Source organism: Qipengyuania flavescens, from assembly GCF_029688735.1.
Classification (GTDB): Bacteria; Pseudomonadota; Alphaproteobacteria; order Sphingomonadales; family Sphingomonadaceae; genus Qipengyuania.
Genome location: NZ_JARULD010000002.1, coordinates 227508 through 250587 on the forward strand (window position 1 = coordinate 227508; position 23080 = coordinate 250587).

The window sequence follows — 23080 nt, forward strand, 5'->3', positions numbered from 1 at the left end:
GGGAGAATACGCGCATGTTTGAACGGCTTGTCGCCTATCTCGACAGCATCAAGGCCCGCGATCCCGCGCCGCGCAGCCGCTGGGAAATCCTGACCTATCCGGGTGTCTGGGCGCTGTTCTACCACCGCATCGCGCACTGGCTGTTCGAAGCCGAGCTGTTCTTCCTCGCCCGGCTGGTCAATCACTGGAGCCGGATGGTGACCGGGATCGACATTCATCCGGGCGCGAAGATCGGGAAGAACTTCTTCCTCGACCACGGCTTCTCCGTAATTGGCGAGACGGCCGAGATCGGCGACAACGTCACCATGTATCAGCACGTGACTTTGGGCGGGACGAATCCCACCAATGGCGTCGGCGGCAAGCGACATCCGACAATCGAGGACGATGTGATTCTCGGCTCGGGCGCGCAGGTGATCGGGCCTGTGACGGTTGGACGCCGCGCCAGGATCGGGGCGAATGCCGTCGTGACCGATGAAGTGCCCGAGGGCGCGACGATGATCGGCCTGAAGGCGCGCAGCACGCTGGTGCCTGCGGAGGAGTGGATGAAGGACTTCGTCCCCTACGGCACGCCTTGCGAGGATGCCGAGGGTAACCGGATTGATTGCATCGAAAAGCTGGAGAGCGAACTGCGCTCGATGCGCGAGGAAATCGCCGCCCTGCGCGCCGAGCGTGAGCCCCAGCGCCGCAGCGGGACCGCCGATTGATGAGTGCTGCCAGCGGCACGGTCGTTGCCTTTCCCGGACGCAAGCCCAACCAGATCGGCTTCGCGCGCGAAGAGCTGATGCGCATTCTCGATCTCTACGGGCGCATGGTCGCCGCTGGCGAGTGGCGCGATTATGCGATGGACTTCACCAAGGACACTGCGACCTTTGCTGCCTTCCGGCGGACCGCCGAGCGACCGCAAGCGCGCATCGAAAAGCGTCCAGCGCTACGCAATCGGCAGGGCATGTGGACCCTGTTCGGCGAGCATGGCCAGGTGCTGAAGCGCGGGCACGAGCTCGCCGGTGTGATTGCTCCGGTGGAGCGACGGCTGCTCAAGGCGGTCGACGAGTAGGGTTGTTTCGACCCTAGGCTGTCAGGCAGTCACCGGCAGGCGCGTCCGCATATCTCCGGGCAGGCTGCCGACCACTGCCGCGCGGATAGGTGCCCACAGCGCGCTCAGGGTCAGAAGGGCGGAGCCGATCACCAGCGCGGTCAGCGCGGAGTTTAGCTCCACCGCGCCGAATTCGCGGAACAGGAAGGTCAGCGCGATCAGCACATAGGCCAGTGCGGACACCAGCAGCGCGCGGCGATCGACCGCCAGCGCCACCAGCCCAAAGACGACATAAACTGCGATCACCGCAAAAGCCGCGCCGAGGCCGATATTGTCGCCGTCGGTCACGCCGATCAGGGCGAAGACCGGATGCGCGATCATGGGCGCGGCAAGCAGGTGCAGCCAAAAGGCGACGTCGCTGCGGCGGGTAGACCGTGCCGTATCGCTTATGTCCCAGCGCATGGCGAAAGCGAAGATAACGAGACCGACGATGAAGACGACCGAGAGGACGACCGTCTCCAGATTGTCGCTATTGGGCCCGATCGCCGCGACCAGCAGCAGCACGGCCGTTCCGGCGACGGCGGCGGTCATGGCGGCGACGGTGATCGGCACCATGAACCGCTTCCAGTGCAGCCATGAAGCGCCTGCGGTGACCAGCGCGGCAACCGCGAGCAGGACTACGCCGATGGTCTCGCTCGTCGTGCTGCCGCCGTTGAAGAACGACATGATGACGCCTGCCTGCGTCACCATCACCCCTATCGCGAAAGCGAGGAGAAGGATGATGCTGGGCAGGGCCATGCGGCGTTTCAGCGTGAAGAACTCGGCCAGCAGCCAGGCGGTCGCCGCTACGAAGGCTGCGGCCAGGGCGGTGCTAATCCCTTGCGCAAGATCGCGCTGGGCGCGCGTGTCGGCATACCAGTTGGGGTCCCAGTCGGTACCATCGTAATAGGGAGCTGGGTAGATCGCGCCTGCGATAGCCTGACCGATCGCGCCAACCGCCAGCAACATAATCACCACGCCGATCGATACGAAGATGTCGTTGAAGCCGGTGATCAGCCGGAAATGCTCGGCATCGGCGGGCACCGCATCGCGCGAGGCGGCGACATGCGTGCGCAGGGCGTCGGCCGCTTCGGCGCTCAGGGCACCTGCGGCGACTGCCGAGTTGATATCTTCCTGACTGTACAAAAGCCTCTGCTCCCCCGTTTCGCGAGAACATAGGCTTTAGTGTATTACCAAGTCAATACGGCGGGTCAGCCGCGCGCGCTGCTCGGGCCGGTGCCGGTTACCTTCTGCATCGCGGTCAGGATCGCGCCCGACTGTTCGGAACCGCTCTGCGGTGCCTTCAGGTTGGAAAATTCGCTGATCTTGTCCCAATTGGCGGCGAAGCCCTCGACCGTGCGCTCATCGTCTTTCAGCCAGACGGCATCGTTCATGACGGTCCAGGCGCTATGGAAGCCGCCTGCGCCAGCGCCAACGATGGCATTGGTCGGCGCATCTTCGCTGACGAGGAAGAGCGCGGCGGGGACTACGTTCACCGGATCGAACAGCTTGAACGCTTCCTCAGGGAAGAGGTCTTCCGTCATGCGCGTGCCGGCGACCGGCGAGATCGTGTTGACCTTGATGTTGTACTTCGCGCCTTCGAGTTGGAGCGTCTTGGTGAGGCCTGCGAGGCCGAGCTTCGCGGCACCATAGTTCGCTTGGCCGAAATTGCCGAACAGGCCGGTCGAGGAGGCGGTCATCAGGAGGCGGCCATAGGCCTGCTCGCGCATGGTTTCCCACACGGCTTTCGAGACATTGGCCGAGCCGTTGAGATGCACATCGACGACGAATTCGAAATCCTGCATCGTCATCTTGGCGAAAGTCTTGTCGCGCAGGACGCCGGCGTTGTTGATGACGATGTGCACGCCGCCCCACTTCTGCTTGGCGTCGGCGACCATCTTTTCCATCTGCTCGAATTCGGTGACGCTGCCGCCATTCGACATCGCTTCGCCGCCGGCCTTCTCGATTTCCTCGACGACCTGCAGCGCCATGTCCGAATGGCCGGTGCCGTCGCGCGAGCCGCCGAGATCGTTCACCACGACCTTCGCGCCACGACGGGCGAGCTCCAGCGCATATTCGCGGCCCAGACCGCCGCCGGCGCCGGTGACGATGGCGACCTTGTCCTTGAAATCGATGCTCATGGGATGGCTCCTGCTGTTTTTCGTTTACGTAAAGGTCAATTGTGCGGTGCGGCGTGGCACTTTTGCCTTGGGCTTGCAACCGTATGCGCGGTGCTCCGCCGTGCCGTAGGGGCAGGGCGAGAACGGCTGGCGGGTCAGAGGCGTTCCAGCGCAGCGACCAGTTCGGCCAGCGAATCGATCTCCGCATCTGCGCCCAATTGCCCGCGCGGTTTGTCGCAATAGCCGTAGCGCGCCCCGACGATCGGAACCCCGGCCCCGCGCGCTGCCTTAACATCGTAGCTGCTGTCGCCGACGAAGGCGAATGTGCCGCCGCCGCCGCGCTGCCGTGCTTCGATCAGGGGATCGGGCATGGGCTTGGCGCGGTAGGTGCCGCTCTCGTCTTTGCCCAGGCTGTTGCCGCCGATGATCGCGTAGAAATGATCCGTCAGTCCCAGCGTCGTGAGGATTTGCTGCGCGAATTCCTCGAACTTGTTTGTTACCAGCGCTAGCTTCACGCCGCGATCCGCTAGCGCCGCCAAAGTTGCCTCGGCATGCGGATAGGCGCGAGTATGCACGGCATTATTCTCGGAATAATAGGCCAGCATCTGCTTGTAGAGCCTGCGGAACTCTTCGTCCGGCAGGCGGCCTTGTGCATCGACTGCCTGCTTCAGCATGATCTTCGCCCCGCCGCCGATGAGATCGCTTGCACTATCCGCGGGGACCGGATCGAACCCGCCTAGTTCCAGCGCGTGGTTTACGGCCGCGCCCAGGTCGCGGTGGCTTTCGACCAGCGTGCCATCGAGGTCGAAACCGACGATATCGAAAGGGAAATCGCTCATGCGCAATCGCGTGGCGGATGGTTCTTCAAACCGCAAGCAATTGGTGGCATGGGCGAAGGCATGAGCCAATCGAAAGACTTCGCCGCCGTCATCCTCGCCGCAGGCAAGGGCACTCGCCTCAAGAGCGGATTGCACAAGGTCCTCCACAATGTGGCGGGACGCCCCATTATCGAGCACCTCATGGCTTCGGTCGCGTCGCTCCAGCCCTCACGCACGATCGTAATCGTCGGGGACGAACGGCAGCAGGTCGAAGACCAGGTCTGCGACCGCGCCGAATGCGTGGTGCAGGAACCGCAACTCGGTACCGGCCATGCGGTTCAGCAGGCGAAGGACTCGCTGAAGGGCTTTTCGGGCGATGTGCTGATGTTGCTCGGCGATGCACCTTTTATAAAAAGCGAGACAATGGAGGGGATGCTTGCTCGCCTCAATGCGCCCGATGCGCCGGCGGTCGTGGTGCTTGGGTTCGAGCCGGACGATCCCCTGCAGTATGGGCGTGTCATCACTCATGCCGACATGACGATCGAGAAAATGGTCGAATTCAAGGACGCCAACGAGGCCGAGCGCGCGTGTCGCCTGTGCAACTCCGGTCTGATGGCGGCGAAGGCGGAAGACCTGTTCGATCTGCTCGACCGGCTCGACAACGACAATGCGCAAGGCGAATTTTACCTGCCCGACATCGTCAATGTCGCCGTGAAGGACGGGCGGACTTGCGCGGCGGTAAAGACGGAACGTCCGCACGAGGTGGTCGGGATTAACAGCCGCAAGGAACTCGCCGCCGCCGAGGCCCAATGGCAGGAATTGAAGCGCGAGGAAGCGATGGAAAGTGGCGTGACGCTCAAAGCGCCCGATACTGTCTTCTTCAGCTACGATACCGATTTAGCGCCAGACGTGACCGTAGAGCCCAACGTGGTCTTCGGGCCCGGTGTTTCCGTGGCCTCCGGCGCGCGCATTCGTGCCTTCAGCCATCTGGAAGGCGCCAGCGTCGGCGAGGGATGCGTGGTCGGCCCTTACGCCCGCCTGCGGCCCGGCGCCGTGCTGGAAAAAGACAGCAAGGTCGGCAACTTCGTCGAGATGAAGAAGGCGACGCTGGGCGAAGGGGCCAAGGCGAGCCATTTGACGTATCTCGGCGATGCGGAAGTCGGCGCGAGAGCGAACATCGGCGCAGGCACGATCACCTGCAATTACGACGGCTATTTCAAATACAAGACCGTGATCGGAGAGCGGGCTTTCATCGGCTCCAACAGCGCGCTGATCGCTCCGGTCACAATCGGACCGGACGCCATCGTGGCTGCAGGAAGCGCGGTGAGCCGCGACGTCGGCGCCGGTGACCTGCGCATGGTCCGCGCCGAGCAGGTGGTGAAGCCCGGTTGGGCGGACCGCTTTCACGACACGATGAAGAAGAAAGCGGCGGGGAAGAAGTGAACGTGCTCTCACGCGAATGAGTGCTGAGGTAGAGACCTGTTGGCTTTGCGATCGTCCGCTCGGTCGCCGCGTGCAGCAGCATCACACGGTACCCAAATCGAAGAAGGGCCGGACTACCGTATCGGTCCACCCGATCTGCCATCGTGCCATCCACGCAAATTTCACCAATGCCGAACTGGCCCGCATCGGCGAGGATCGCGCCGCATTGCTGGAGCGCGATGCGCTTAGGAAATTCGCGGAGTGGGTCGCCGACAAACCGCCGGATTTCCACGCGCCGACCCGCTCGCGGCGCTGAAATGGAAAAGGGCGACCCATCTCTGGGCCGCCCTTCTCGTTTGTTTCATATCCGAATTCAGCCGCCGCTCTGTTCGTCGTCCGCCAGCTGCTGGAGCAGATAGACATACTGCAGCGCCTGCAATTGCGCGCGCTGTTCATTGTCCACGCCGCCCGAGTGGCCGCCGGTCATTTCCTCGTAGTAGTAATAGGGCTGGCCGAGCGCCTTAAGCTTCGCCGCACCCTTGCGGGCATGGGCAGGATGCGTGCGGTCGTCGGCGGTCGAAGCCCAGAGGAAGGGGGTGGGATAGTCCACGCCTTCGACGATCTTCTGGTAAGGTGAGTAGCCTTCGATCCATTCGCGCTGTTCGGGTATGCGCGGATCGCCATATTCGCCGATCCACGACGCGCCGCGGCCGATCAGGTGATAGCGCAGCATGTCGAACAGCGGGATCTGGACGATCGCCGCGTCGAATAGATCGGGGCGCTGGGTGAAGGCCGTGCCGACCAGCAGGCCGCCTTGCGAGCCGCCCTGGATCCCGAGATGATCGGGGCTGGTGATCCCGCGCGCGACCGCATCCTCGGCGATGGCGATGAAATCGTCCCAGGTGCGCTGCTTGTTCTCGCGAATGGCGCTCTGGTGCCAACCGGGGCCGAATTCGCCGCCGCCGCGCATGTTGCCGAGGATATAGACCCCGCCGCGTTCCAGCCACATCTTGCCCGTAGTGCCGAGATAGGCGGGCAGGCGCGGGACCTGGAAGCCGCCATAACCCGTCAGCAGCGTCGGGTTCGTCCCGTCGAGTGTCGCGCCGGCCGGTTTGACGACGAAGTACGGGATTTTCGTGCCGTCCTTGCTCGTCGCCTCGAACTGCTCGACCTCCATACCCTCGCTGTCGAAATAGGCGGGCGAGGTCTTGAGGACTTCCATCGTGCCCGCTTCGCCATCGAGGTAGTGGAGGCTCGACGGGTTGAGGAAGTCGGTAACCGTGAACATCACCTCGTCACGCTCGTCGGAGGAGGCATTGATCCCGATCGTCGCATTCTCGGGCAGGTCGACTACGTTCCGGACCCATTCGCCATCGGCATAGTCCAGCTTCATCACCTTGCCGCGCACATTGTCGAGCAAGGTGACGTAGAGGCTATCCGAGGTAATCGTGGCGCCCTGCTTGGTCTGGCGGTCTTCGGGTGCCCAGACGAGCGTCTTCGTCGCGCCGTTCGGGTCTGCCTTGAACGCTTCAAGATCCATCGCGATCAGCGAATCGGCGGGGAAGGTCTGTCCCTGCGTTTCCCAATCCACATCGGTCGAGAACAGCAGCTGGTCGTCGACGATGCCATAGGGCGAGGCCTTCAGCGGGATGTCGAGACGCACCCACTTGCCATCTTTCTGGAAATAATGCTCGGTCTCGTGGAAGCTTACCGCGCGGAAGGCGGTGTAGCCGTGGACCACGGCATCCCCGTCGCGCAGCAGGCTCGCGCCGGACCACACGTCGCTCTGCTCGCCCCGGAAGATTTCCGGCGCGTCCTCGATCGAGGTACCGCGCTTCCATACGCGCGTGCTGAGCGGATATTCGCTGTCGGTCAGCGAACCTTCGCCGAAATCGCGGCTGACGAGCAAGGTGTCCTCGTCGAGCCACTGAATGCCACCCTGACTCTCGTTCTCGAGCACGAAACCGCCTTCGACGAAGCTCTTGGTTGCCATGTCGAATTCGCGCAGGATGGTGGCATCCTTGCCGCCATCGCTCAGCGCGATCATGCACATGTTCTGGGCCGGCGGCAGGCAGGTCGAGCCCTTATAGACCCATTCCTTGCCCTCTGCCTCGGCCAGCGCGTCGACATCGAGTACGGTTTCCCATTCGGGACTGTCGGTGCGATAGCTTTCCAGCGTGGTGCGACGGACGAGGCCGCGCGGGTTTTCCTTGTCCTGCCAGAAATTGTAGAGGCCGTCGGGACGGATCGAGACATAAGGGATCTTGTCCTCGCTGTCGTAGATCGCCAGCGCTTCGGCCTTGAGCGTCTCGAAGCGCGGATCGCTCGTGAGCGCAGCCATGGTCCGCTCGTTCTCGGCGCGCACCCAGTCGAGCGCTTCGTCGCTGCGGGCCTCTTCCAGCCAGATGTGCGGATCGTCTTCGGGGCCGGGCACGCCGTCCTGTGCAGCGGCGGGGGTGGTGGTTGCAAGCGTCATGGCTGCGGCCATGGCCAGCGTGGATACGAGTTTCAAGTGCAGTCTCCCATGCGTTCTACGCTCTATGAGCCATAGCCTGCGGACGGCGCAAGAGGAGGAGCTATCGACGGAGGGAGGACTCCGGCGGACCAAGGTTCACCGGCGGCGTTCCCACGCGCGGATCGTGCGGTCTCCGATCTCGATTTCGGCGAGTTCGCGATAACCGCGATCGATGTATCCGAGCACCAGCGCCTTCGCCTCTTCGTTCTGCGGAGTAAGCGGCGTGTCGGCGGTGACGATGACCGGTGGGCGGGTTGCCAAGATGCGGGCGACCTCACCCTCCTGCGACACCCCCAGCGCATCCCGCTCGAGCGCATTGTTGAGATGGTCGGGATAAACGAAGCGCGAGGGCAGGCAGGAATGGGCGAGGCGATAGAGCGAGCTCGGTCCGTCGAACACGAAGATGCAGGCATCGCTGTCTGCACTGCTTTGCGCGATGGTGGCGGCGAAATGGTCGTAAACGGCAGCGCGCTCCCGCAACTCGCCGGGAAGTGATAGAGGTGCGACGAGCGCGAATGCGCCCGCCATTACGAGGACCAGCGGACCCCAGCGGGCTGGGCCGGACCGGTCGAGCAGGGGCAGGGCGAGCAACACGCTCGCCGGGACGAGGGCGGCGAAATAGTAGCGATAGACCGTGCCCGGCAAAAATGCAGTCGCGAGGCAGGCGACGAACCAGAGCGCGATGAAGGCATAGTGCGGCTTGTCGCGTGGCAGCGTCACGCGGACGGCAGCGTAGAGCCCGCCGCCAGCGAGCACGGCCAGCGGGACAAGGCCGGCGAGCAGATCTTTGTGAAGCCGCCCGGCACCCGAGGGCGCGCGATCGAAGAAGGACAGGAAATTGGCGAAGAGAAAGGCGTCCAAGCGTCCCGCCATCGCATAATACAGCGCGACCATGGCGGTCGGCATGAGGCCCCCGGCAAGGAAACAGGCAGCAAGAGCGGTCAGCCGCGCAAGGCTCGCTCCTCGCCGGTACTGCCCCCACAGAGCCCACAGGCCGAACATCGCGCATTGTGGTGCAACAGTGTATTTGAGCTGCAAGGCCAGCCCGCCTATCAGCATGGCTATGAGCGCGCGGCGGATGGCATTCGGGTGTGCAGGATCATGTACTAAAACGGCCATCGCCAGCATCAGCGGAACGTGGAAGACCTCCGATTGCCCCGATGCGCTACCGTAGACCGACATCAACAAAACATAGAGCATTCCTGCTCCGGCAGCAGTCACGCGATCGACCAGCGGCCTCGCCAGCACCGCCGTCAGCCAGCCGCCCGCGACGGTGAACAGCAGAGCGAGGGCTTGGTAGGCTTCGGGCCCGGGACCGCCGACGGCGTGTGCGGCTGCAAACAAGGCGAAGAGGCCGACGGGCTTGCGATCCCAGACGTCGACGAAAGGCAGTGCGCCTTGGTTCATCGCTTGCCCGATCAGCGAATAGAGCTGCTCGTCGTAGCCGGCGAGCGGGAAACCGAACCACGGCAGGCGCGCGATGAGCGCCGTCGCGACAATCGCGAGCAGGACCAGCGCGTCGCCGCGCCATGTTGGCTGCGCGCGCGGTGCGGTCTCGATATCGCTTGCAATACTCGCCACGCCCGGCTGCCCCTTTCGCGCTCTACCCTGCCATCGCGATGGTTAATTTTTCGGACGCGAGCATGCCTTGGCGAATGGTCCGGGAGATCCGGTTGGAACTGGTCTACGTGCCGAGTTCGAACACCGCTCCGGTTGGGCCACGCCAGATCTCGCGAGCAGGGAATGGAAGCGCTGCATCTGCAGAGTCGGTTCCGTGTATCCAGATGTGCGTGAATGCACCGGCGGGCAAGCGGTCGAGCGCCTGTGCCAGGGTGGGAAGGCCGGAGTCGGCGCATTCATCGATGACCACTGATTGGGATGGATCGCGCACGAAGGGTTCGCCTTCTGCATAATGCACGGTCAGCGCATTTGCGCCTGCCACTTCCCACTGGTCGTTGGTGAAGGCGCTGCGCCGCGCAATCGCGAAACCGCCGAGATGCCTCAGCGGATTGAGGCGCCACTGGAAGCCGCATTCCTCGACGGCGAAATTGACGACCCGCGCGCCGCGCGGGATGGCATCGAGGGCGGGCAGATTGGCTTGGACCAGACGGTCCTTGTCGACGAAATCGACACTGGTGGCGGCAATCCGCACACTGAGAAAAGCTAATGCACCGACGAACATGATCCGCTTAACACCTAGGCTTAGCTTCGGTGCACTCAGCGCGAGCAGCGCGACGATCAGCGTGTATGGCACCAAGCGCATGTCGGCGTAGAAGGAGCCGAATACCCGAGCGGGAAGGGCGACAAAGGCCGTCAGGCAGAGCAGCGCTGCAATCGCCATGGCGCCATGAACTCGGACTGGGCGAAGCATGCAACCTGCCACGACAACGGCGGCGAGAAACCCTGCCGAGAGCCAGTCCAGCATCGGTGGCCCTGCGCGGAAGACCGAAACAAGCCAGACGATCTTGAGCAGGATGGACCATTCATTGGTGTCAGCGCCAGCAGAGGCCGTTCGCCAGACCAGCATCGGCACGATAGCCAGCAGCAAGACGCCGCAATCGGCCAGCACTCGCAGGACGAGATCCGCACCGCGCCGCCCCTCGATCCACCGCGCATGAAGCGAAGCACTGCCACACAGAAGGCCGAGGAAAGCCCAGCCGAACGCGTGGCAGAGCCAGACGATCAGTCCCGCGACGGCAAGGAACAGTGGCGCTCGCCATGCGACCTGCGACTGTCGCAGGTGCAGCCACGCGGCGAAAGCCAGCATCGCCAGCGCCATCGAGAGCGAGAAGTTGAGAAATCCGTACTGGAAGGGAAAGGCGTAGATCAGGGGCAAAGCGCAGATCGCGAAGGGCGTGATGCGTCCATGTAACGCCGTGCTGATTGCCAGAACGCCCGAGGCCGCCAGCAATTGGGTCGCCAGAACGATCAGTCGCACCGCAGGTTCAAGCCCCAGAACTGGCGCGAGCAACTCGACCAACAGGTCCGCGCCGAGATTGCCGACCAATTGCCATCGGTAGCTGAAATAGGGCTGCAGTTCCGGTCGCTCGGCCAGCTCGGTCTGGATGGCGTAGCGCCCGAGATGGCCGAACAGATCGACCAGCGGCGGGAATTCGACCAGCAGCAGGGGAAGGGCGGAGGCGAACAGTAATACCGGCCACAGCAGCCGCTCGCGCAGACTGCCGCTATTGCTCGTGGCCACTGGCGCAGATTTAGACAGGCGAACGGTCCCCTTCCTCGTCCGGCTCTATCGGGCAAGCGGCCGTGGTCAAGGCGACACTGGGCGTCGTCACCATCGCAGCGCATTGCGATGTGGATGGTCGCTCACGTCGATCCTTGCGGAGGTTCACGCGCGCTGCGCGCTGGGATAGGGACAGACGAGGCCGCAAGCGCAGACGGGGACAGCCCAGACCATGCATGAATATAACGACGATTTTTACGCCTATATCGGTTCGGGCGCGCGCAGGTCGGCCGAGATCGTGGTTCCGCTGGTCAAGGGCGAGGTCGCCATCGCGACCATGCTCGATGTCGGCGGCGGGAAGGGCGTCTGGGGCAAGGTCTGGGAAGAGAACGGCGTAGCCGCGACGGTACTGGACGGCGACTATGTGACTGAGCCGCTAGTCGCGGATTTCCGGCCGCAGGACCTGTCGCAACCCTTCGATCTCGAGCAGCGCTTCGACCTCGTCCAGACGCTCGAAGTGGCGGAACATTTGCCCAAAACCAGCGCGCGCGATTTCGTCGGCAGCATCGCCAGGCATGGCGATATTGTCCTGTTCTCCGCCGCGGTCCCGGGGCAGGGGGGCGAGCATCACGTTAACGAGCAGCCGCTCGAATACTGGCGCAAGCTGTTCGCAGAGGCAGGCTACGCCTGCTTCGATGCTTTGAGGCCGCATTTGCGCGACAACAAGGACGTTATGCCGTGGTATCGCTACAATATCCTGCTGCTCGCGAATGACGCCGGTCAGGCGCGTCTTTCGGACAGGGTGCTTGCCGCGCGGACCGACCATGTGAAGGACGATGGCGATTTCGCCTGGACGCTGCGCAAGGCGCTGGTCCGTGCGCTGCCACGCCGCATCGTCGATGCGATCGCCGCCTCCCGCGCCAAAAGGAAACGCTAGCGGCTCACTTGCCGCGCGCGCAGGAAAACCCAGCTTTTCGCCAGGATGAAGAAGCTGACCGAATAGGCAGTCATCGCCGCCAGTTGCGCCAGGGGATGGCCGACAAAGCCTGCTTCCCGCGCCGCGCGCAGCACGGCGAGATTGACGCAAAACGACAGCGCAGCAGTGATTGTGAAACGCACCGCCTCCGCCCGGTCGGCGCCCCACGGCTGGCCGAAGGTAAAGCGGCGGTGGAGCAGGTAAGCGGCGCTCAGGCCTAGCCCGTAGCCCAGCGCATTCGCGAGATAGTCGCCCGCGCCCAGCAGCATGGCGGCGAGGATGATGGCATAGCCGATAGCCGTATTGGCCAGACCAACCAGCGAAAAGCGAACGACCTGCTCCTTCACGGCGCGGCGCGGCGATAGGTCTGCTGCAGCGTGCGCTCCATCTCGTGCACAGGATTTGCGCCCTCCGCATTCGCCACCTGCGAGCGAATCTCGTCGACGATGAACAGCGGACGGTTCTTCGTCTCCATATACATACGGCCGAGATATTCGCCGAATACGCCGAGCACCATCAGCTGGACGGAACCGATGATCAGGATCAGCGCGGCAAGGCTCGCCCAGCCTTGCACGGCTTCGCCGCTGAGCCAGCCCCAGCCGACCCAGCCGAGCGCGAGTATGCCCAGCAGCCCGAAGGCCATGCCGAGATGCGAGGCGAAGCGCAGAGGTACTGTCGAGAAGCTGGTGACGGCATCCACGGCCAGACCGATCATCTTGCGCAGCGGGTAATTCGTCTGGCCGGCAAAACGCGCGTCGCGCTCGTAGGGGACGGCGACCTGCCTGAAGCCGATCCAGCTGACCATGCCGCGGACGAAGCGATAGTGTTCGGGCATGGCCTTGAGTTGCTCGACCACGCGGCGCGTCATCAGCCGGAAATCGCCAGTATCGCGCGGGATCGCGACATCGGTCATGGTCTGCAGGAAGCGATAGAACAGCGCCGCGGTCCCGCGCTTGAATACCGTCTCTCCTGCGCGGGCGGTGCGTTGGCCGTAGACAACGTCGGCGCCGTCGGCGATCTTCGCGGCCATCTCGCCCAGCAATTCGGGCGGGTCCTGCAAATCGGCATCGAGCACGAAGACGAGCTCGCCGCGTACCTGCTCCAGCCCGGCTGCGAGCGCCAGCTGGTGACCGTGATTGCGCGAGAGATTGATGCCGACGACATGGGGCTTGGCGTCAGCGTGGCGGCAAATATGCGACCAGCTGCTGTCGCTGGAGCCGTCATTGACGAGGAGGATCTCGTAGTCGTCCGGATACTGCGCTGCGCAGACGGCCTCGACGCGGCGGAGCAGCTCGTCGATCCCGGCTTCCTCGTTATAGACCGGTACGACCACGGACAATGCGCGGTCGCAGATCGGTGCCGGTGTCTCGCTCATCGCCTGCCCCCGTGGAACTCTGTGATCGGGGCTAAAGATTATTGGTAAACGGAGGGTAAACTGCGCGTCTTGCGGAGATCGCTGTACCAAACGAAAAGGGCGGCCCCGCAGGACCGCCCTCTTACGTTATCTATACGTGTAGAGCCTCAACCTTCGACGTGTTCGGCAAGCACCGTGAGGCCCTTGTCGCCCACTTCGGCAAAGCCGCCACGGACCTCGATGGTCTCGGGCGCACCGCCTTCGGTCTTGTAGACCTGCACCGCGCCGTCGCGGATCGTGGACATGAAGGGCGCGTGGCCTTCAAGCACGCCGAATTCGCCTTCCGCACCGGGGACGACCACCATGTGGACATCCTCCGAGCGGACCAGCTTGGCCGGCGTGACGAGTTCGAAGTGGAGAGCCATGCTCAGCCTTCTTCCGCCATCTTCTTGGCCTTCTCGACCGCCTGGTCGATGCCGCCGACCATGTAGAAGGCGCTTTCCGGCAGGTGGTCGTATTCACCGTCGACGACAGCCTTGAAGCTGGCGACCGTATCTTCGAGCTGGACGAACACGCCCGGGATGTTGGTGAAGACTTCGGCGACGTGGAACGGCTGGCTGAGGAAGCGCTGGATCTTGCGGGCGCGGGCCACGGTCAGCTTATCTTCTTCCGACAGTTCGTCCATGCCGAGGATGGCGATGATGTCCTGCAGGCTCTTGTACTTCTGCAGCGTTTCCTGAACGCGGCGAGCGGTCTGATAATGCTCCTCGCCCACCACGCGCGGTTCGAGAACGCGGCTGGTCGAGTCGAGCGGATCGACGGCCGGGTAGATGCCCAGCTCCGAGATCGCACGGCTCAGCGTGGTCGTTGCGTCCAAGTGGGCGAACGAGGTTGCCGGCGCGGGGTCGGTAAGGTCGTCGGCGGGAACGTAGATGGCCTGCACCGAGGTAATCGAACCCTTGGTGGTCGAAGTGATGCGCTCCTGCAGGTTACCCATGTCGGTCGACAGGGTCGGCTGGTAGCCCACGGCCGAAGGAATACGGCCGAGCAGCGCCGACACTTCCGAACCGGCCTGCGTGAAGCGGAAGATGTTGTCGACGAAGAACAGCACGTCCTGACCTTCGACGTCGCGGAAATATTCCGCCATGGTCAGGCCCGACAGGGCGACGCGGGCGCGCGCACCCGGAGGTTCGTTCATCTGGCCGAAAACGAGAGCAACCTTCGAGCCTTCGGAGATTGCTTCGCCATTGTCGTTCTTGGCGATAACGCCGGCGTCGAGGAATTCGTGATAAAGGTCATTACCTTCGCGGGTCCGCTCACCGACACCGGCAAAAACGGACACGCCGCCATGGCCCTTCGCGATGTTGTTGATGAGCTCCTGGATCAGCACGGTCTTGCCGACGCCTGCGCCACCGAACAGGCCGATCTTGCCGCCCTTCGCGTAAGGGGCGAGCAGGTCGATGACCTTGATGCCGGTAACGAGGATGGCCGCTTCGGTCGACTGGTCGACGAACAGCGGGGCCTCCGCGTGGATCGGGCTGGTGCTGTCGGCACCGATCGGGCCGCGCTCGTCGATCGGCGCGCCGACGACGTTCATGATGCGGCCGAGCGTCTTCGGGCCGACGGGGACCGAGATCTGTGCGCCGGTGTTCACGACTTCCTGACCGCGGACGAGACCGTCGGTGCCGTCCATCGCGATGGTGCGAACGGTGTTCTCGCCGAGGTGCTGCGCTACTTCGAGAACCAGCGTGTTGTCGCCGTTCTTCGTTTCTAGCGCAGTGAGGATCGCGGGCAGCTCGCCTTCGAACTGCACGTCGACGACGGCGCCGATGACCTGGCTGATAGTGCCGTTAGGGCTCTGGTTAAGTACGGGTGCGGTGGCCATGATCTATGTCCTGACTAGTGGGTTTCTCGCGCCTTAGCCGACGCAAACATTTTCCGGATCGGCAAAAACCCAGTCGCCGTCGCCGGCGGTAAGGGTTGCCTCGTTACGCAGATATTCGTCTTCGCCGAGGCCGAATTCGCAGATGACATCGGGCGACCCCATGCCGGCGCGGCGGCACACGGCTGTGTTGACAGCCTCTTCCTCGGGGCACTGCTCGGCGTATTTGGCAGTGAAGTAGGCCTGGTCGGGCGGAGTGAGCGTCTCGATCGGTTCAGGCGTTGCTGTTTCGACCGGAGCGGGCGCGGGCTCTTCGCTGCATGCAGCAAGCAATGCGACGGCGACGAGGGTGAAAACGGGTTTGGTCATAAATCTGGCTCCGGTGGGCGTTCTTCGACGTCTCTCCGGCATCCTCTCCAATTCTTACAGCGCTTCGGCGCCGGCGATGATTTCGATGAGTTCGGTGGTAATCGCGGCCTGGCGGCTGCGGTTGTACTGGATGGTGAGCTTCTGGATCAGGTCGCCCGCATTGCGCGTCGCGTTGTCCATGGCGGTCATCGAAGCACCCTGTTCGGAGGCTTCGCGCTCCAGCAACGAGCCGAACAGCTGCGTCTTGACGTAACGCGGCAGCAGTTCCTCGAGGATTTCCTCCTCGCCCGGTTCGTATTCCACCACGGCATCGCCGGCAGTGCCCGCATCGCCTTCGGGAGAAGGAACGGGGATGAGCTGGTCGACGGTCGGGTCCTGCGCCAGGGCCGACTTGAAGATCGGATAGACGAGGTGGGCGACGTCGAATTCGCCCTTCTCGAAACGCTCGATCAGATCGTCGGCGATCGCTTCGGCCTCTTCGAAGCCCGGCGTGCGGACGTCCGATGTGTCGAAATGCTTCTCGATCCGGTTGGCATAGTCGCGCTTGATCGGGGCGCGGCCCTTCTTGCCGACGAGGTAGAAGGACACGTCCTTGCCCTCGGCGATCAGCTCGCGCGCCTTGGCCTTGGCGGCCTTGACGATATTCGCGTTGAGACCGCCACACAGGCCCTTGTCGGTGTTCACGACCACCAGCAGGTGGCGCTTGTCCGATCCGGTGCCCTTGAGCAACTTGGGCGCACTATCGCCGCTCACCTTGCCGGCGAGGCTGGCCATCACGCCCGACAGCCGCTCGGCATAGGGGCGTGCGGCTTCGGCAGCGGCTTGCGCACGGCGCAGCTTGGCCGCCGCGACCATCTGCTTGGCCTTGGTGATCTTCTGGGTCGATTTGACCGAGTTGATCCGGCCCTTGAGTTCCTTGAGGCTAGCCATTTCGGCTCCCTTATCTCGTCAGGCTTATGCGAACTGCTTGGCGAAGGTCTTGAGCGCGTCGACGACCTTGTCCTTGGTGTCGTCTTCGAACTTGCCGGTGGTGCGGATGGTTTCCAGCACGTCGGCATGTTCCGAACGCATATAGCTCAGCATCTGCGCTTCGTAGTCCGTCACGCGGTCCACCGCGACATCGTCGAGATAGCCATTGGTGCCGGCGAAGATCGACACGGTCTGCTCTTCGAACGGCATGGGCGAGAACTGCGGCTGCTTGAGCAGCTCGGTCAGGCGCGCACCGCGGTTGAGCAGCTTCTGCGTCGCGGCGTCGAGGTCCGAGCCGAACTGCGCGAAGGCGGCCATTTCGCGATACTGCGCGAGGTCGAGCTTCATCGAGCCCGAAACCTTCTTCATCGCCTTGGTCTGGGCGGCACCGCCCACACGGCTCACCGAGAGGCCGACGTTGATGGCCGGACGCACGCCCTGGTAGAACAGGTCGGTTTCGAGGAAGATCTGGCCGTCGGTGATCGAAATCACGTTGGTCGGGATGTAGGCCGACACGTCGCCTGCCTGCGTTTCGATGATCGGCAGAGCGGTCAGCGAACCGCCGCCTTCCGACTTGTTCATCTTCGCTGCGCGCTCGAGCAGGCGGCTGTGGAGATAGAACACGTCACCGGGGTAAGCTTCGCGGCCCGGAGGACGACGCAGCAGCAGCGACATCTGGCGATAGGCGACGGCCTGCTTGGAAAGGTCGTCGTAACAGATGACGGCGTGCATGCCGTTGTCGCGGAAGAATTCGCCCATCGCGCAGCCGGTGTAGGGCGCGAGATACTGCAGCGGAGCGGGTTCCGAAGCGGTCGCGGCGACGACGATGGAATATTCCATCGCGCCGTTTTCTTCGAGGCTCTTGACGATCTGCGCGACGGTCGAGCGCTTCTGGCCGACGGCGACATAGACGCAATAGAGCTTCTTGCCCTCGTCGTCGCCCGCGTTGGCTTCCTTCTGGTTGATGAAGGTGTCGATCGCGACGGCGGATTTACCGGTCTGGCGGTCGCCGATGATCAGTTCGCGCTGGCCGCGGCCGACGGGAACGAGTGCGTCGATCGCCTTGAGGCCCGACTGCACCGGCTCGCTAACCGACTCGCGCGGGATGATGCCCGGTGCCTTCACTTCGACGCGCATGCGCTTGTCGGCGACAATCGGGCCCTTGCCGTCGATCGGGTTGCCGAGGGCGTCGACCACGCGGCCGAGCAGGCCCTTGCCGACGGGAACGTCCACGATCGTGCCGGTGCGCTTCACGCTGTCGCCTTCGGCGATGTCCGTGTCGGCACCGAAGATCACCGCACCGACGTTGTCGGCTTCGAGGTTCAGCGCCATGCCCTGAACGCCATTGGCGAATTCGATCATTTCGCCGGCCTGGACGTTGTCGAGACCGTGTATGCGGGCAATACCGTCACCCACCGACAGCACGGAACCGACTTCGCTGACTTCGGCTTCGGTACCGAAATTTGCGATCTGGTCCTTGATGACCTTGGAGATTTCTGCGGCGCGGATATCCATGATGTGTGTCCTTTAAGCCTTCATGGCCTGGGAGAGCGAATTGAGACGGGTGCGGATCGAGCCGTCGATGCGCTTCGATCCGATGGTGACGACGAGGCCGCCGAGCAGCTCGGGATCGACCTTCGTGGAAAGCTTGACCGTGCGGCCTTCGCGGGCCGTCAGCTTGGTCTTGAGATCTGCCAGCTGCGCATCGGTCAGCGCATGGGCGCTGGTGACTTCGGCAGTCACTTCGCCGCGCTGGGCCGCGGCGATGGCGCGGAAGGCGCGGATGACCTGCGGCAGCTGCGACAGGCGGCGGTTCTGTGCCAGCACGCCGAGGAAGTTCTGCGTCAGCTCGCTCAGCCCCATGATCGCGGAAACGCCCCACAGCGCCTTTTCGGCGGCTGCGCGCGAGATCTTGGGATTGGTCGTGAGGGCGGCGAGCTCGGGCGATTCGTGCAGCCCGGCTTCGAGCTTTTCGAGATCCGATTCGACTGCGGTGACCGTGCCGGCCTCGCTTGCGAGATCGAACAGGGCCGAGGCGTAACGGCCTGCCAGGCTAGCCTGAATACCGGCGGAAATATCCACGCGCTTGAGGTCCTCTTGGGTCCGGAGAAAACTTTGTGCGTCCCGACCGGTTGCAGGCGACGGAACACATCGCCCCGGCAGGGTCGGCGCGCGCCTAGCAAAGGGTCTTTCCAAAGGCAAGCCGACTCCGGCCCGGATTCTGGACTCCTTGCGCAAGCGGCGTAGAAAGCTCGGGGAGAGTTGGGAGAGAGATGCAATGGAGATGGTGCCGCTGGCCCCGAAGTGCGGGGTGGAGATCACAGGCGTCCGATTGAGCGAGGCCGAGGGCAATGCGCTCGATGCGATCCGCACGGCGATCTACGAGCACGGCGTGGCACTGTTTCGCGGGCAGGACGATTTCACGCCGGAAGCGCATATCGCCTTTGCCAAGCGCTGGGGCGGGATCGACATCAACAACTATTTCCCGCTGACCGACGAACATCCCGAGATCGCCGTGGTCCGCAAGGCGGCCGACCAGCAGACCAATATCGGCGGCGACTGGCACACCGACCATTCATACGACCAGGTCCCCGCGATGGGATCGATCCTCGTTGCGCGCACCTTGCCGCCGAGTGGTGGCGACACGCTGTTCGCGCATATGGGCGCGGCTTACGACGCGTTGCCGGACGATCTCAAGCATGAGATCGAGGGGCTGGAGGCGTTCCACACCGCCGACCATATCTACAAGGCCGACGGGCTCTATGCGAAAACCGACATGGGTCGCGAGCTTCGCGGACACGATCTGAAAACCGGCGCGACGCATCCGGTGGTGATCCGCCACCCCGTCACAGGCCGCAAGCTGCTGTATGTCAACCGCGCCTTTACGGTGCACATCGTCGGCATGACGCGCGAGGAGAGCCTGCCACTGCTTACCCGCCTCTATGCCGAGGCGCTGGCGGCGGATAACACCTGCCGCGTTCAATGGGAGCCGGGCGCGGTGGCGATTTGGGACAATCGCACGACCTGGCACAATGCGCTGAACGACTATCAGGGCCATGCCCGCGAGATGCATCGCATCACGCTGAGCGGAGAAGCGCTGGCGGCGTGAGATTCAGTCGATGAGAGAGTCATCTGTTTTGTTTCGCCTTTAGCGAACTAAAGTTTTCGAGGGTTACATTTCGAAACTGGTATGACTAGCAAACACGCTGTTTCTGATTGGCGATGACAGCTCCACGTACTTAACTTATCGACGCGGGATAACGAGAAAGCGATGCTGAAGCTGACATTTCCCAGATCGCATCAGTTGGAAGACCTGCGACCTTTGTATGAAGAGTTCAAATTAGCCCATCCTGCGGTCTTCGATGAGTTTAGGAAGCGAGGCAAAGCTTACAGAGATGGTACGGTTCCAGTACCCGAGGAATATTCTGAGGATCCCGTCTATTCCAAAGCTCTGGACTCGGTTTCGTCCTTCTTGAAATCCAGAACTCAGTGGGAATTTCCTTCGGCACTCACCGCCGCCTTCATGGACTTTAGGAGGCTATTGGAGCGCGAACTCGATATGCTGACTGACGACAACTGATCGAGTGACTCGTCGTAGGTTATTGCGAGCGGCGAAGCCGCGCAGCGGTCGAGCATCAAAAGTGTCGTGCGGGTCAAGCCTACTGGATTGCTTCGTCGCCTTCGACACCTCGCAATGACAGAAACTTTTAGTTACGCTCGCTGCACTCGTAGACCAGCCGCTCGTTCGCCTGACGCGGGAGTTGGCCGAGCACTTCGGTCTGCAAGTCGCCGAGCTGGCTTGCAGCATTCTCCGCGCCGCAGACGGGGGCCTTGTACTTGCCGCGCGCTTCGCGGGCTTCGGCCATCGCGCTGCGCGGCAGGAGGTAGCGTTCGACGCGGTAGATGCGGCGGTCGGGATCGAAGCTGTTGACCGATACCGCGTCCTCGGAGTTCGGCACGAAGACGCGGCTCCAGGTGCCGCCGGAGAAGCCGTATTGCGTGCGTTCGTTGACGCAGCCGCCCTCGGCCCAGTCGAAGCTGAGGTCCTGTGCCTCGGCGCTGGTGATGCGGCTGCGTTCAGGCAGGAGCGTGCATTGCAGGGCGAGGTCGCCGGTAAACGGCTCTTCGGAAGAGCCGGGTTCGCTATCTTCCTGCATTGCAGCGGCGACACGGCGATCGATCTCGTCAAGGCCAGGGCGGGTTAGGTAGGCAGCGATGGCTGCGAGCACCGCGACGGCAGCGGCAACCGCGACGAGCCGCATGCGGGTTTCATCGCGCTCTTCCGAATTGTAGATAGCAATAGCCCACTGGCCCAGGGCGAAGGCGACCAGCAGCAGCACGAAGGCGAGAAAAACGCGGTCCTCCCGCTCGGTCATCACCGCCTGTTCGGCCTCTAACTGCGCGCGCTCGCGCTTGGTGCGGCTGGCTTCGGCGCGCTGGGCGAGGTCCTGCCGCGCGGCCTGCTGTTCGCGTTCGATCCGCTCGCGCTCCGCTGCATCGAGATCGGCCATGGAGCGGCACGGGCGCTCGTTGACGCGCGGCGTCACGTCGTTGGCGCGCAGGAACGGCAGCAGTTCGCGCATGGATACGGCGAAGAAGAACTCCGCATCGCCGCCTTCGTTGTCCGCTCCGAAACTGTTCACACCGAGCACGCGGCCGCAGGTGTCGAGCAACGGTCCGCCAGAATTACCGCGCGCGATGGGTGCGGTGTGGAGGATCGTGTCGAACTGGCGGCTGGGGCGGGTGCCCGAGATGAAGCCCCGGCTCTTCACCGGCGGCTGGCTGCGGAAGATGTCGCCGATCTCCAGTCCCTGCGCGCGGTCGACATTCATGGGATAGCCGACGCTGGTCACTTCGCCGCTATCGGGCGGCGCGCCGCCGGCTAGCGCAAGCGGTGGCAGGCGCAGGTTTCCGCCGGTAATGCGGATCAGCGCGAGATCGTTCTTGGGCGAGGCTGCGATCAGCCGGCCATAGGTCGCCTCGCCGCCGCCATTCGGCACGATGCCGATCTGCAGTCCCGAATCGCGCACCGCATCGCGCACGACATGGGCATTGGTGACGACTGTGTCGCTCGACACCGCGAAACCGGTGCCGTGGCTGATCGGATAGAGCTCTCCGTCGCCGTCTTCGCCGATGATGATGACGCGCACCACGCCGCGCGCCGCCGCGTCGATATCGGCGGCATCGGCATGCGCGACCATTGGCGTGAGAAGCGCCGTGACCAGCGTCGTGACCAGTGCGAGATATGCGAGAATGCGTCCCATCGGCTGGCGCTTTTGGCGGGCATTGGCTTTGATCGCAAGGTGCGGGATGCAGCTCTGCGCAAGCTGTTCTAGCCAGATAGTGAAATCGGCTATGGAGGACGATGCGATGATCGGTGACGACGAAGCCTGGGCCGCGGTGAAGCGGCGCGACCGCGCCTTCGACGGGCGCTTCGTCACGGGTGTGCTCAGCACGGGCATCTATTGTCGCCCGTCCTGCGCTGCACGCCATCCCCGGCGCGACAATGTGCGCTTCTTCGCCAGCGGTGTCGAGGCACGGGCGGTGGGCCTCCGCGCCTGCAAGCGCTGCCTCCCAGATGACGTCGCGCGCGACGAGGCGGCAGTGCTTGCGGCTATCGACGAGATCCGCAGCGCAGCGGAGGTGCCGACGCTGGAGGAATTGGGCGCTATCGTCGGCTATTCCCCGGCGCATTTCCAGCGGGTGTTCAAGCGGGCCACCGGCCTGTCGCCCGCAGCCTATGCGCGCGCGCTTCGTGAAGAGCGCGTTCGTGACGCGCTTGGGGAAAGCGAGAGCGTCACGGATGCGATTTACGAGGCCGGCTATGGCTCGGCCTCGCGGTTCTACGATGGCACGAAAGGACGGCTGGGTATGGCGGCAAGCGATTGGCGCGACGGGGGCATGGGGCGCAAGATCCATTGGTCGGTGGTCGACACCAGCCTCGGCGCGATGCTCGTCGCTGCGACCGATAAGGGCGTTTGCTGTCTGTCGTTCGGCGAGGGCGAAGCGGAACTCCGCGCCCGCTTTCCCAAGGCGGAGCTGGCGAAGGGCGGCACGGATTTCGAAGCGCTTCTCGGGCAGGTGGTCGATGCAGTCGAAACGCCGGGCAGGGACAGCCTGGCCATTCCGCTCGATGTAAAGGGCACCGCTTTCCAACAGCGCGTGTGGCAAGCCCTGCGCGACATCCCGCCGGGCGAAACGCGAAGCTATGGCGAACTCGCCGCAGCTTTGGGCAACCCCAAAGCCAGTCGCGCCGTCGGCGGAGCCAACGGCGCGAACAACATTGCGGTTCTGATCCCCTGCCACCGCGTCGTGCAGGCCGACGGCTCGCTGGGCGGCTATGCTTACGGGCCGGAGATCAAGTCCGAGCTTTTGCGAAGAGAGCGAAAAGAATGACCATGA

23 protein-coding genes are annotated in these 23080 nt (G+C 63.6%); 8 read left to right on the plus strand and 15 right to left on the minus strand.

The annotated features are described in order from the left end of the window. The first annotated feature begins 14 nt into the window (after positions 1 to 14). Both epsC and P8R33_RS06325 read left to right on the plus strand, forming a co-directional pair. Positions 15 to 704 (plus strand): serine O-acetyltransferase EpsC, encoded by a 690-nt coding sequence (epsC, locus tag P8R33_RS06320; protein WP_278328148.1) that lies wholly within the window; start codon positions 15 to 17, stop codon positions 702 to 704. Beyond that, the gene (locus tag P8R33_RS06325; RefSeq protein ID WP_278328149.1) at positions 704 to 1054 is read left to right on the plus strand and encodes a DUF2794 domain-containing protein; all 351 of its coding nucleotides are present in this window, start codon (positions 704 to 706) and stop codon (positions 1052 to 1054) included. The genes epsC and P8R33_RS06325 overlap by 1 nt, the downstream gene beginning before the upstream one ends. A gap of 21 nt (positions 1055 to 1075) precedes the next feature. Here P8R33_RS06325 and P8R33_RS06330 read toward each other — a convergent pair whose 3' ends face one another. The 3 genes from P8R33_RS06330 to P8R33_RS06340 all read right to left on the minus strand — a co-directional run bounded on the left by P8R33_RS06330 (position 1076) and on the right by P8R33_RS06340 (position 4031). Further along, positions 1076 to 2218 carry a hypothetical protein gene (locus P8R33_RS06330; protein WP_278328150.1) on the minus strand — a complete coding sequence of 381 codons (1143 nt, stop codon included), beginning with the start codon at positions 2216 to 2218 and terminating at the stop codon, positions 1076 to 1078. Between the two features lie 65 nt (positions 2219 to 2283). Further along, complete coding sequence (locus tag P8R33_RS06335; RefSeq protein WP_278328151.1) at positions 2284 to 3213, minus strand: SDR family NAD(P)-dependent oxidoreductase; 930 nt, start codon at positions 3211 to 3213, stop codon at positions 2284 to 2286. Positions 3214 to 3347: 134 nt separating this feature from the next. After that, complete coding sequence (locus tag P8R33_RS06340) at positions 3348 to 4031, minus strand: HAD hydrolase-like protein (protein ID WP_278328152.1); 684 nt, start codon at positions 4029 to 4031, stop codon at positions 3348 to 3350. A 60-nt stretch (positions 4032 to 4091) separates the two neighbouring features. On the opposite strand from P8R33_RS06340, the gene glmU reads away from it, so the two are divergent. Next, positions 4092 to 5453, plus strand: a complete 1362-nt coding sequence (glmU, locus tag P8R33_RS06345) for a bifunctional UDP-N-acetylglucosamine diphosphorylase/glucosamine-1-phosphate N-acetyltransferase GlmU (RefSeq protein ID WP_278328153.1) — start codon at positions 4092 to 4094, stop codon at positions 5451 to 5453. A gap of 70 nt (positions 5454 to 5523) precedes the next feature. After that, complete coding sequence (locus tag P8R33_RS06350) at positions 5524 to 5748, plus strand: hypothetical protein (RefSeq protein WP_347569036.1); 225 nt, start codon at positions 5524 to 5526, stop codon at positions 5746 to 5748. A 57-nt stretch (positions 5749 to 5805) separates the two neighbouring features. Here P8R33_RS06350 and P8R33_RS06355 read toward each other — a convergent pair whose 3' ends face one another. The 3 genes from P8R33_RS06355 to P8R33_RS06365 form a co-directional block, all read right to left on the minus strand. Then, positions 5806 to 7944, minus strand: a complete 2139-nt coding sequence (locus tag P8R33_RS06355; protein WP_347569037.1) for a prolyl oligopeptidase family serine peptidase — start codon at positions 7942 to 7944, stop codon at positions 5806 to 5808. A gap of 99 nt (positions 7945 to 8043) precedes the next feature. Continuing rightward, on the minus strand, positions 8044 to 9528 hold the full coding sequence (locus P8R33_RS06360; protein ID WP_278328155.1) for an ArnT family glycosyltransferase: 1485 nt from the start codon (positions 9526 to 9528) through the stop codon (positions 8044 to 8046). Positions 9529 to 9631: 103 nt separating this feature from the next. Continuing rightward, positions 9632 to 11149: a hypothetical protein gene (locus P8R33_RS06365; RefSeq protein WP_278328156.1), complete on the minus strand. Its 1518-nt coding sequence runs from the start codon at positions 11147 to 11149 to the stop codon at positions 9632 to 9634. A gap of 211 nt (positions 11150 to 11360) precedes the next feature. Between P8R33_RS06365 and P8R33_RS06370 the strand changes: the two genes are divergently transcribed. Then, the gene (locus tag P8R33_RS06370) at positions 11361 to 12065 is read left to right on the plus strand and encodes a hypothetical protein (RefSeq protein ID WP_278328157.1); all 705 of its coding nucleotides are present in this window, start codon (positions 11361 to 11363) and stop codon (positions 12063 to 12065) included. On the opposite strand, the gene P8R33_RS06375 is transcribed toward P8R33_RS06370, so the two are convergent. From P8R33_RS06375 to P8R33_RS06410, 8 genes are all read right to left on the minus strand, one after another. Continuing rightward, entirely contained in the window at positions 12062 to 12451 is a 390-nt protein-coding gene (locus P8R33_RS06375) for a GtrA family protein (protein ID WP_278328158.1), read from the minus strand. The genes P8R33_RS06370 and P8R33_RS06375 overlap by 4 nt on opposite strands. Continuing rightward, positions 12448 to 13479, minus strand: a complete 1032-nt coding sequence (locus P8R33_RS06380; RefSeq protein ID WP_278328159.1) for a glycosyltransferase family 2 protein — start codon at positions 13477 to 13479, stop codon at positions 12448 to 12450. The genes P8R33_RS06375 and P8R33_RS06380 overlap by 4 nt, the downstream gene beginning before the upstream one ends. Positions 13480 to 13625: 146 nt before the next feature. After that, positions 13626 to 13883, minus strand: a complete 258-nt coding sequence (locus P8R33_RS06385) for an ATP synthase F1 subunit epsilon (protein ID WP_278328160.1) — start codon at positions 13881 to 13883, stop codon at positions 13626 to 13628. A gap of 2 nt (positions 13884 to 13885) precedes the next feature. Then, on the minus strand, positions 13886 to 15343 hold the full coding sequence (atpD, locus tag P8R33_RS06390; RefSeq protein WP_278328161.1) for a F0F1 ATP synthase subunit beta: 1458 nt from the start codon (positions 15341 to 15343) through the stop codon (positions 13886 to 13888). 33 nt (positions 15344 to 15376) lie between these two features. After that, positions 15377 to 15709: a hypothetical protein gene (locus P8R33_RS06395; protein ID WP_278328162.1), complete on the minus strand. Its 333-nt coding sequence runs from the start codon at positions 15707 to 15709 to the stop codon at positions 15377 to 15379. Between the two features lie 54 nt (positions 15710 to 15763). Continuing rightward, positions 15764 to 16639 carry a F0F1 ATP synthase subunit gamma gene (locus P8R33_RS06400; RefSeq protein WP_278328163.1) on the minus strand — a complete coding sequence of 292 codons (876 nt, stop codon included), beginning with the start codon at positions 16637 to 16639 and terminating at the stop codon, positions 15764 to 15766. Between the two features lie 24 nt (positions 16640 to 16663). Next, on the minus strand, positions 16664 to 18193 hold the full coding sequence (gene atpA / locus P8R33_RS06405; protein ID WP_278328164.1) for a F0F1 ATP synthase subunit alpha: 1530 nt from the start codon (positions 18191 to 18193) through the stop codon (positions 16664 to 16666). Positions 18194 to 18205: 12 nt separating this feature from the next. Further along, positions 18206 to 18760: a F0F1 ATP synthase subunit delta gene (locus P8R33_RS06410; RefSeq protein WP_278328165.1), complete on the minus strand. Its 555-nt coding sequence runs from the start codon at positions 18758 to 18760 to the stop codon at positions 18206 to 18208. 196 nt (positions 18761 to 18956) lie between these two features. Between P8R33_RS06410 and P8R33_RS06415 the strand changes: the two genes are divergently transcribed. Both P8R33_RS06415 and P8R33_RS06420 read left to right on the plus strand, forming a co-directional pair. Further along, positions 18957 to 19787 (plus strand): TauD/TfdA dioxygenase family protein, encoded by an 831-nt coding sequence (locus P8R33_RS06415; RefSeq protein ID WP_278328166.1) that lies wholly within the window; start codon positions 18957 to 18959, stop codon positions 19785 to 19787. A 162-nt stretch (positions 19788 to 19949) separates the two neighbouring features. Further along, positions 19950 to 20258 carry a hypothetical protein gene (locus P8R33_RS06420; RefSeq protein WP_278328167.1) on the plus strand — a complete coding sequence of 103 codons (309 nt, stop codon included), beginning with the start codon at positions 19950 to 19952 and terminating at the stop codon, positions 20256 to 20258. A gap of 127 nt (positions 20259 to 20385) precedes the next feature. Here the strand turns inward: P8R33_RS06420 and P8R33_RS06425 are convergent, their stop codons facing one another. After that, positions 20386 to 21942: a S1 family peptidase gene (locus P8R33_RS06425; RefSeq protein ID WP_278328168.1), complete on the minus strand. Its 1557-nt coding sequence runs from the start codon at positions 21940 to 21942 to the stop codon at positions 20386 to 20388. Positions 21943 to 22033: 91 nt separating this feature from the next. On the opposite strand from P8R33_RS06425, the gene ada reads away from it, so the two are divergent. Further along, positions 22034 to 23074 (plus strand): bifunctional DNA-binding transcriptional regulator/O6-methylguanine-DNA methyltransferase Ada, encoded by a 1041-nt coding sequence (gene ada / locus P8R33_RS06430; RefSeq protein WP_278328806.1) that lies wholly within the window; start codon positions 22034 to 22036, stop codon positions 23072 to 23074. The last annotated feature ends 6 nt before the right edge of the window (positions 23075 to 23080 follow it).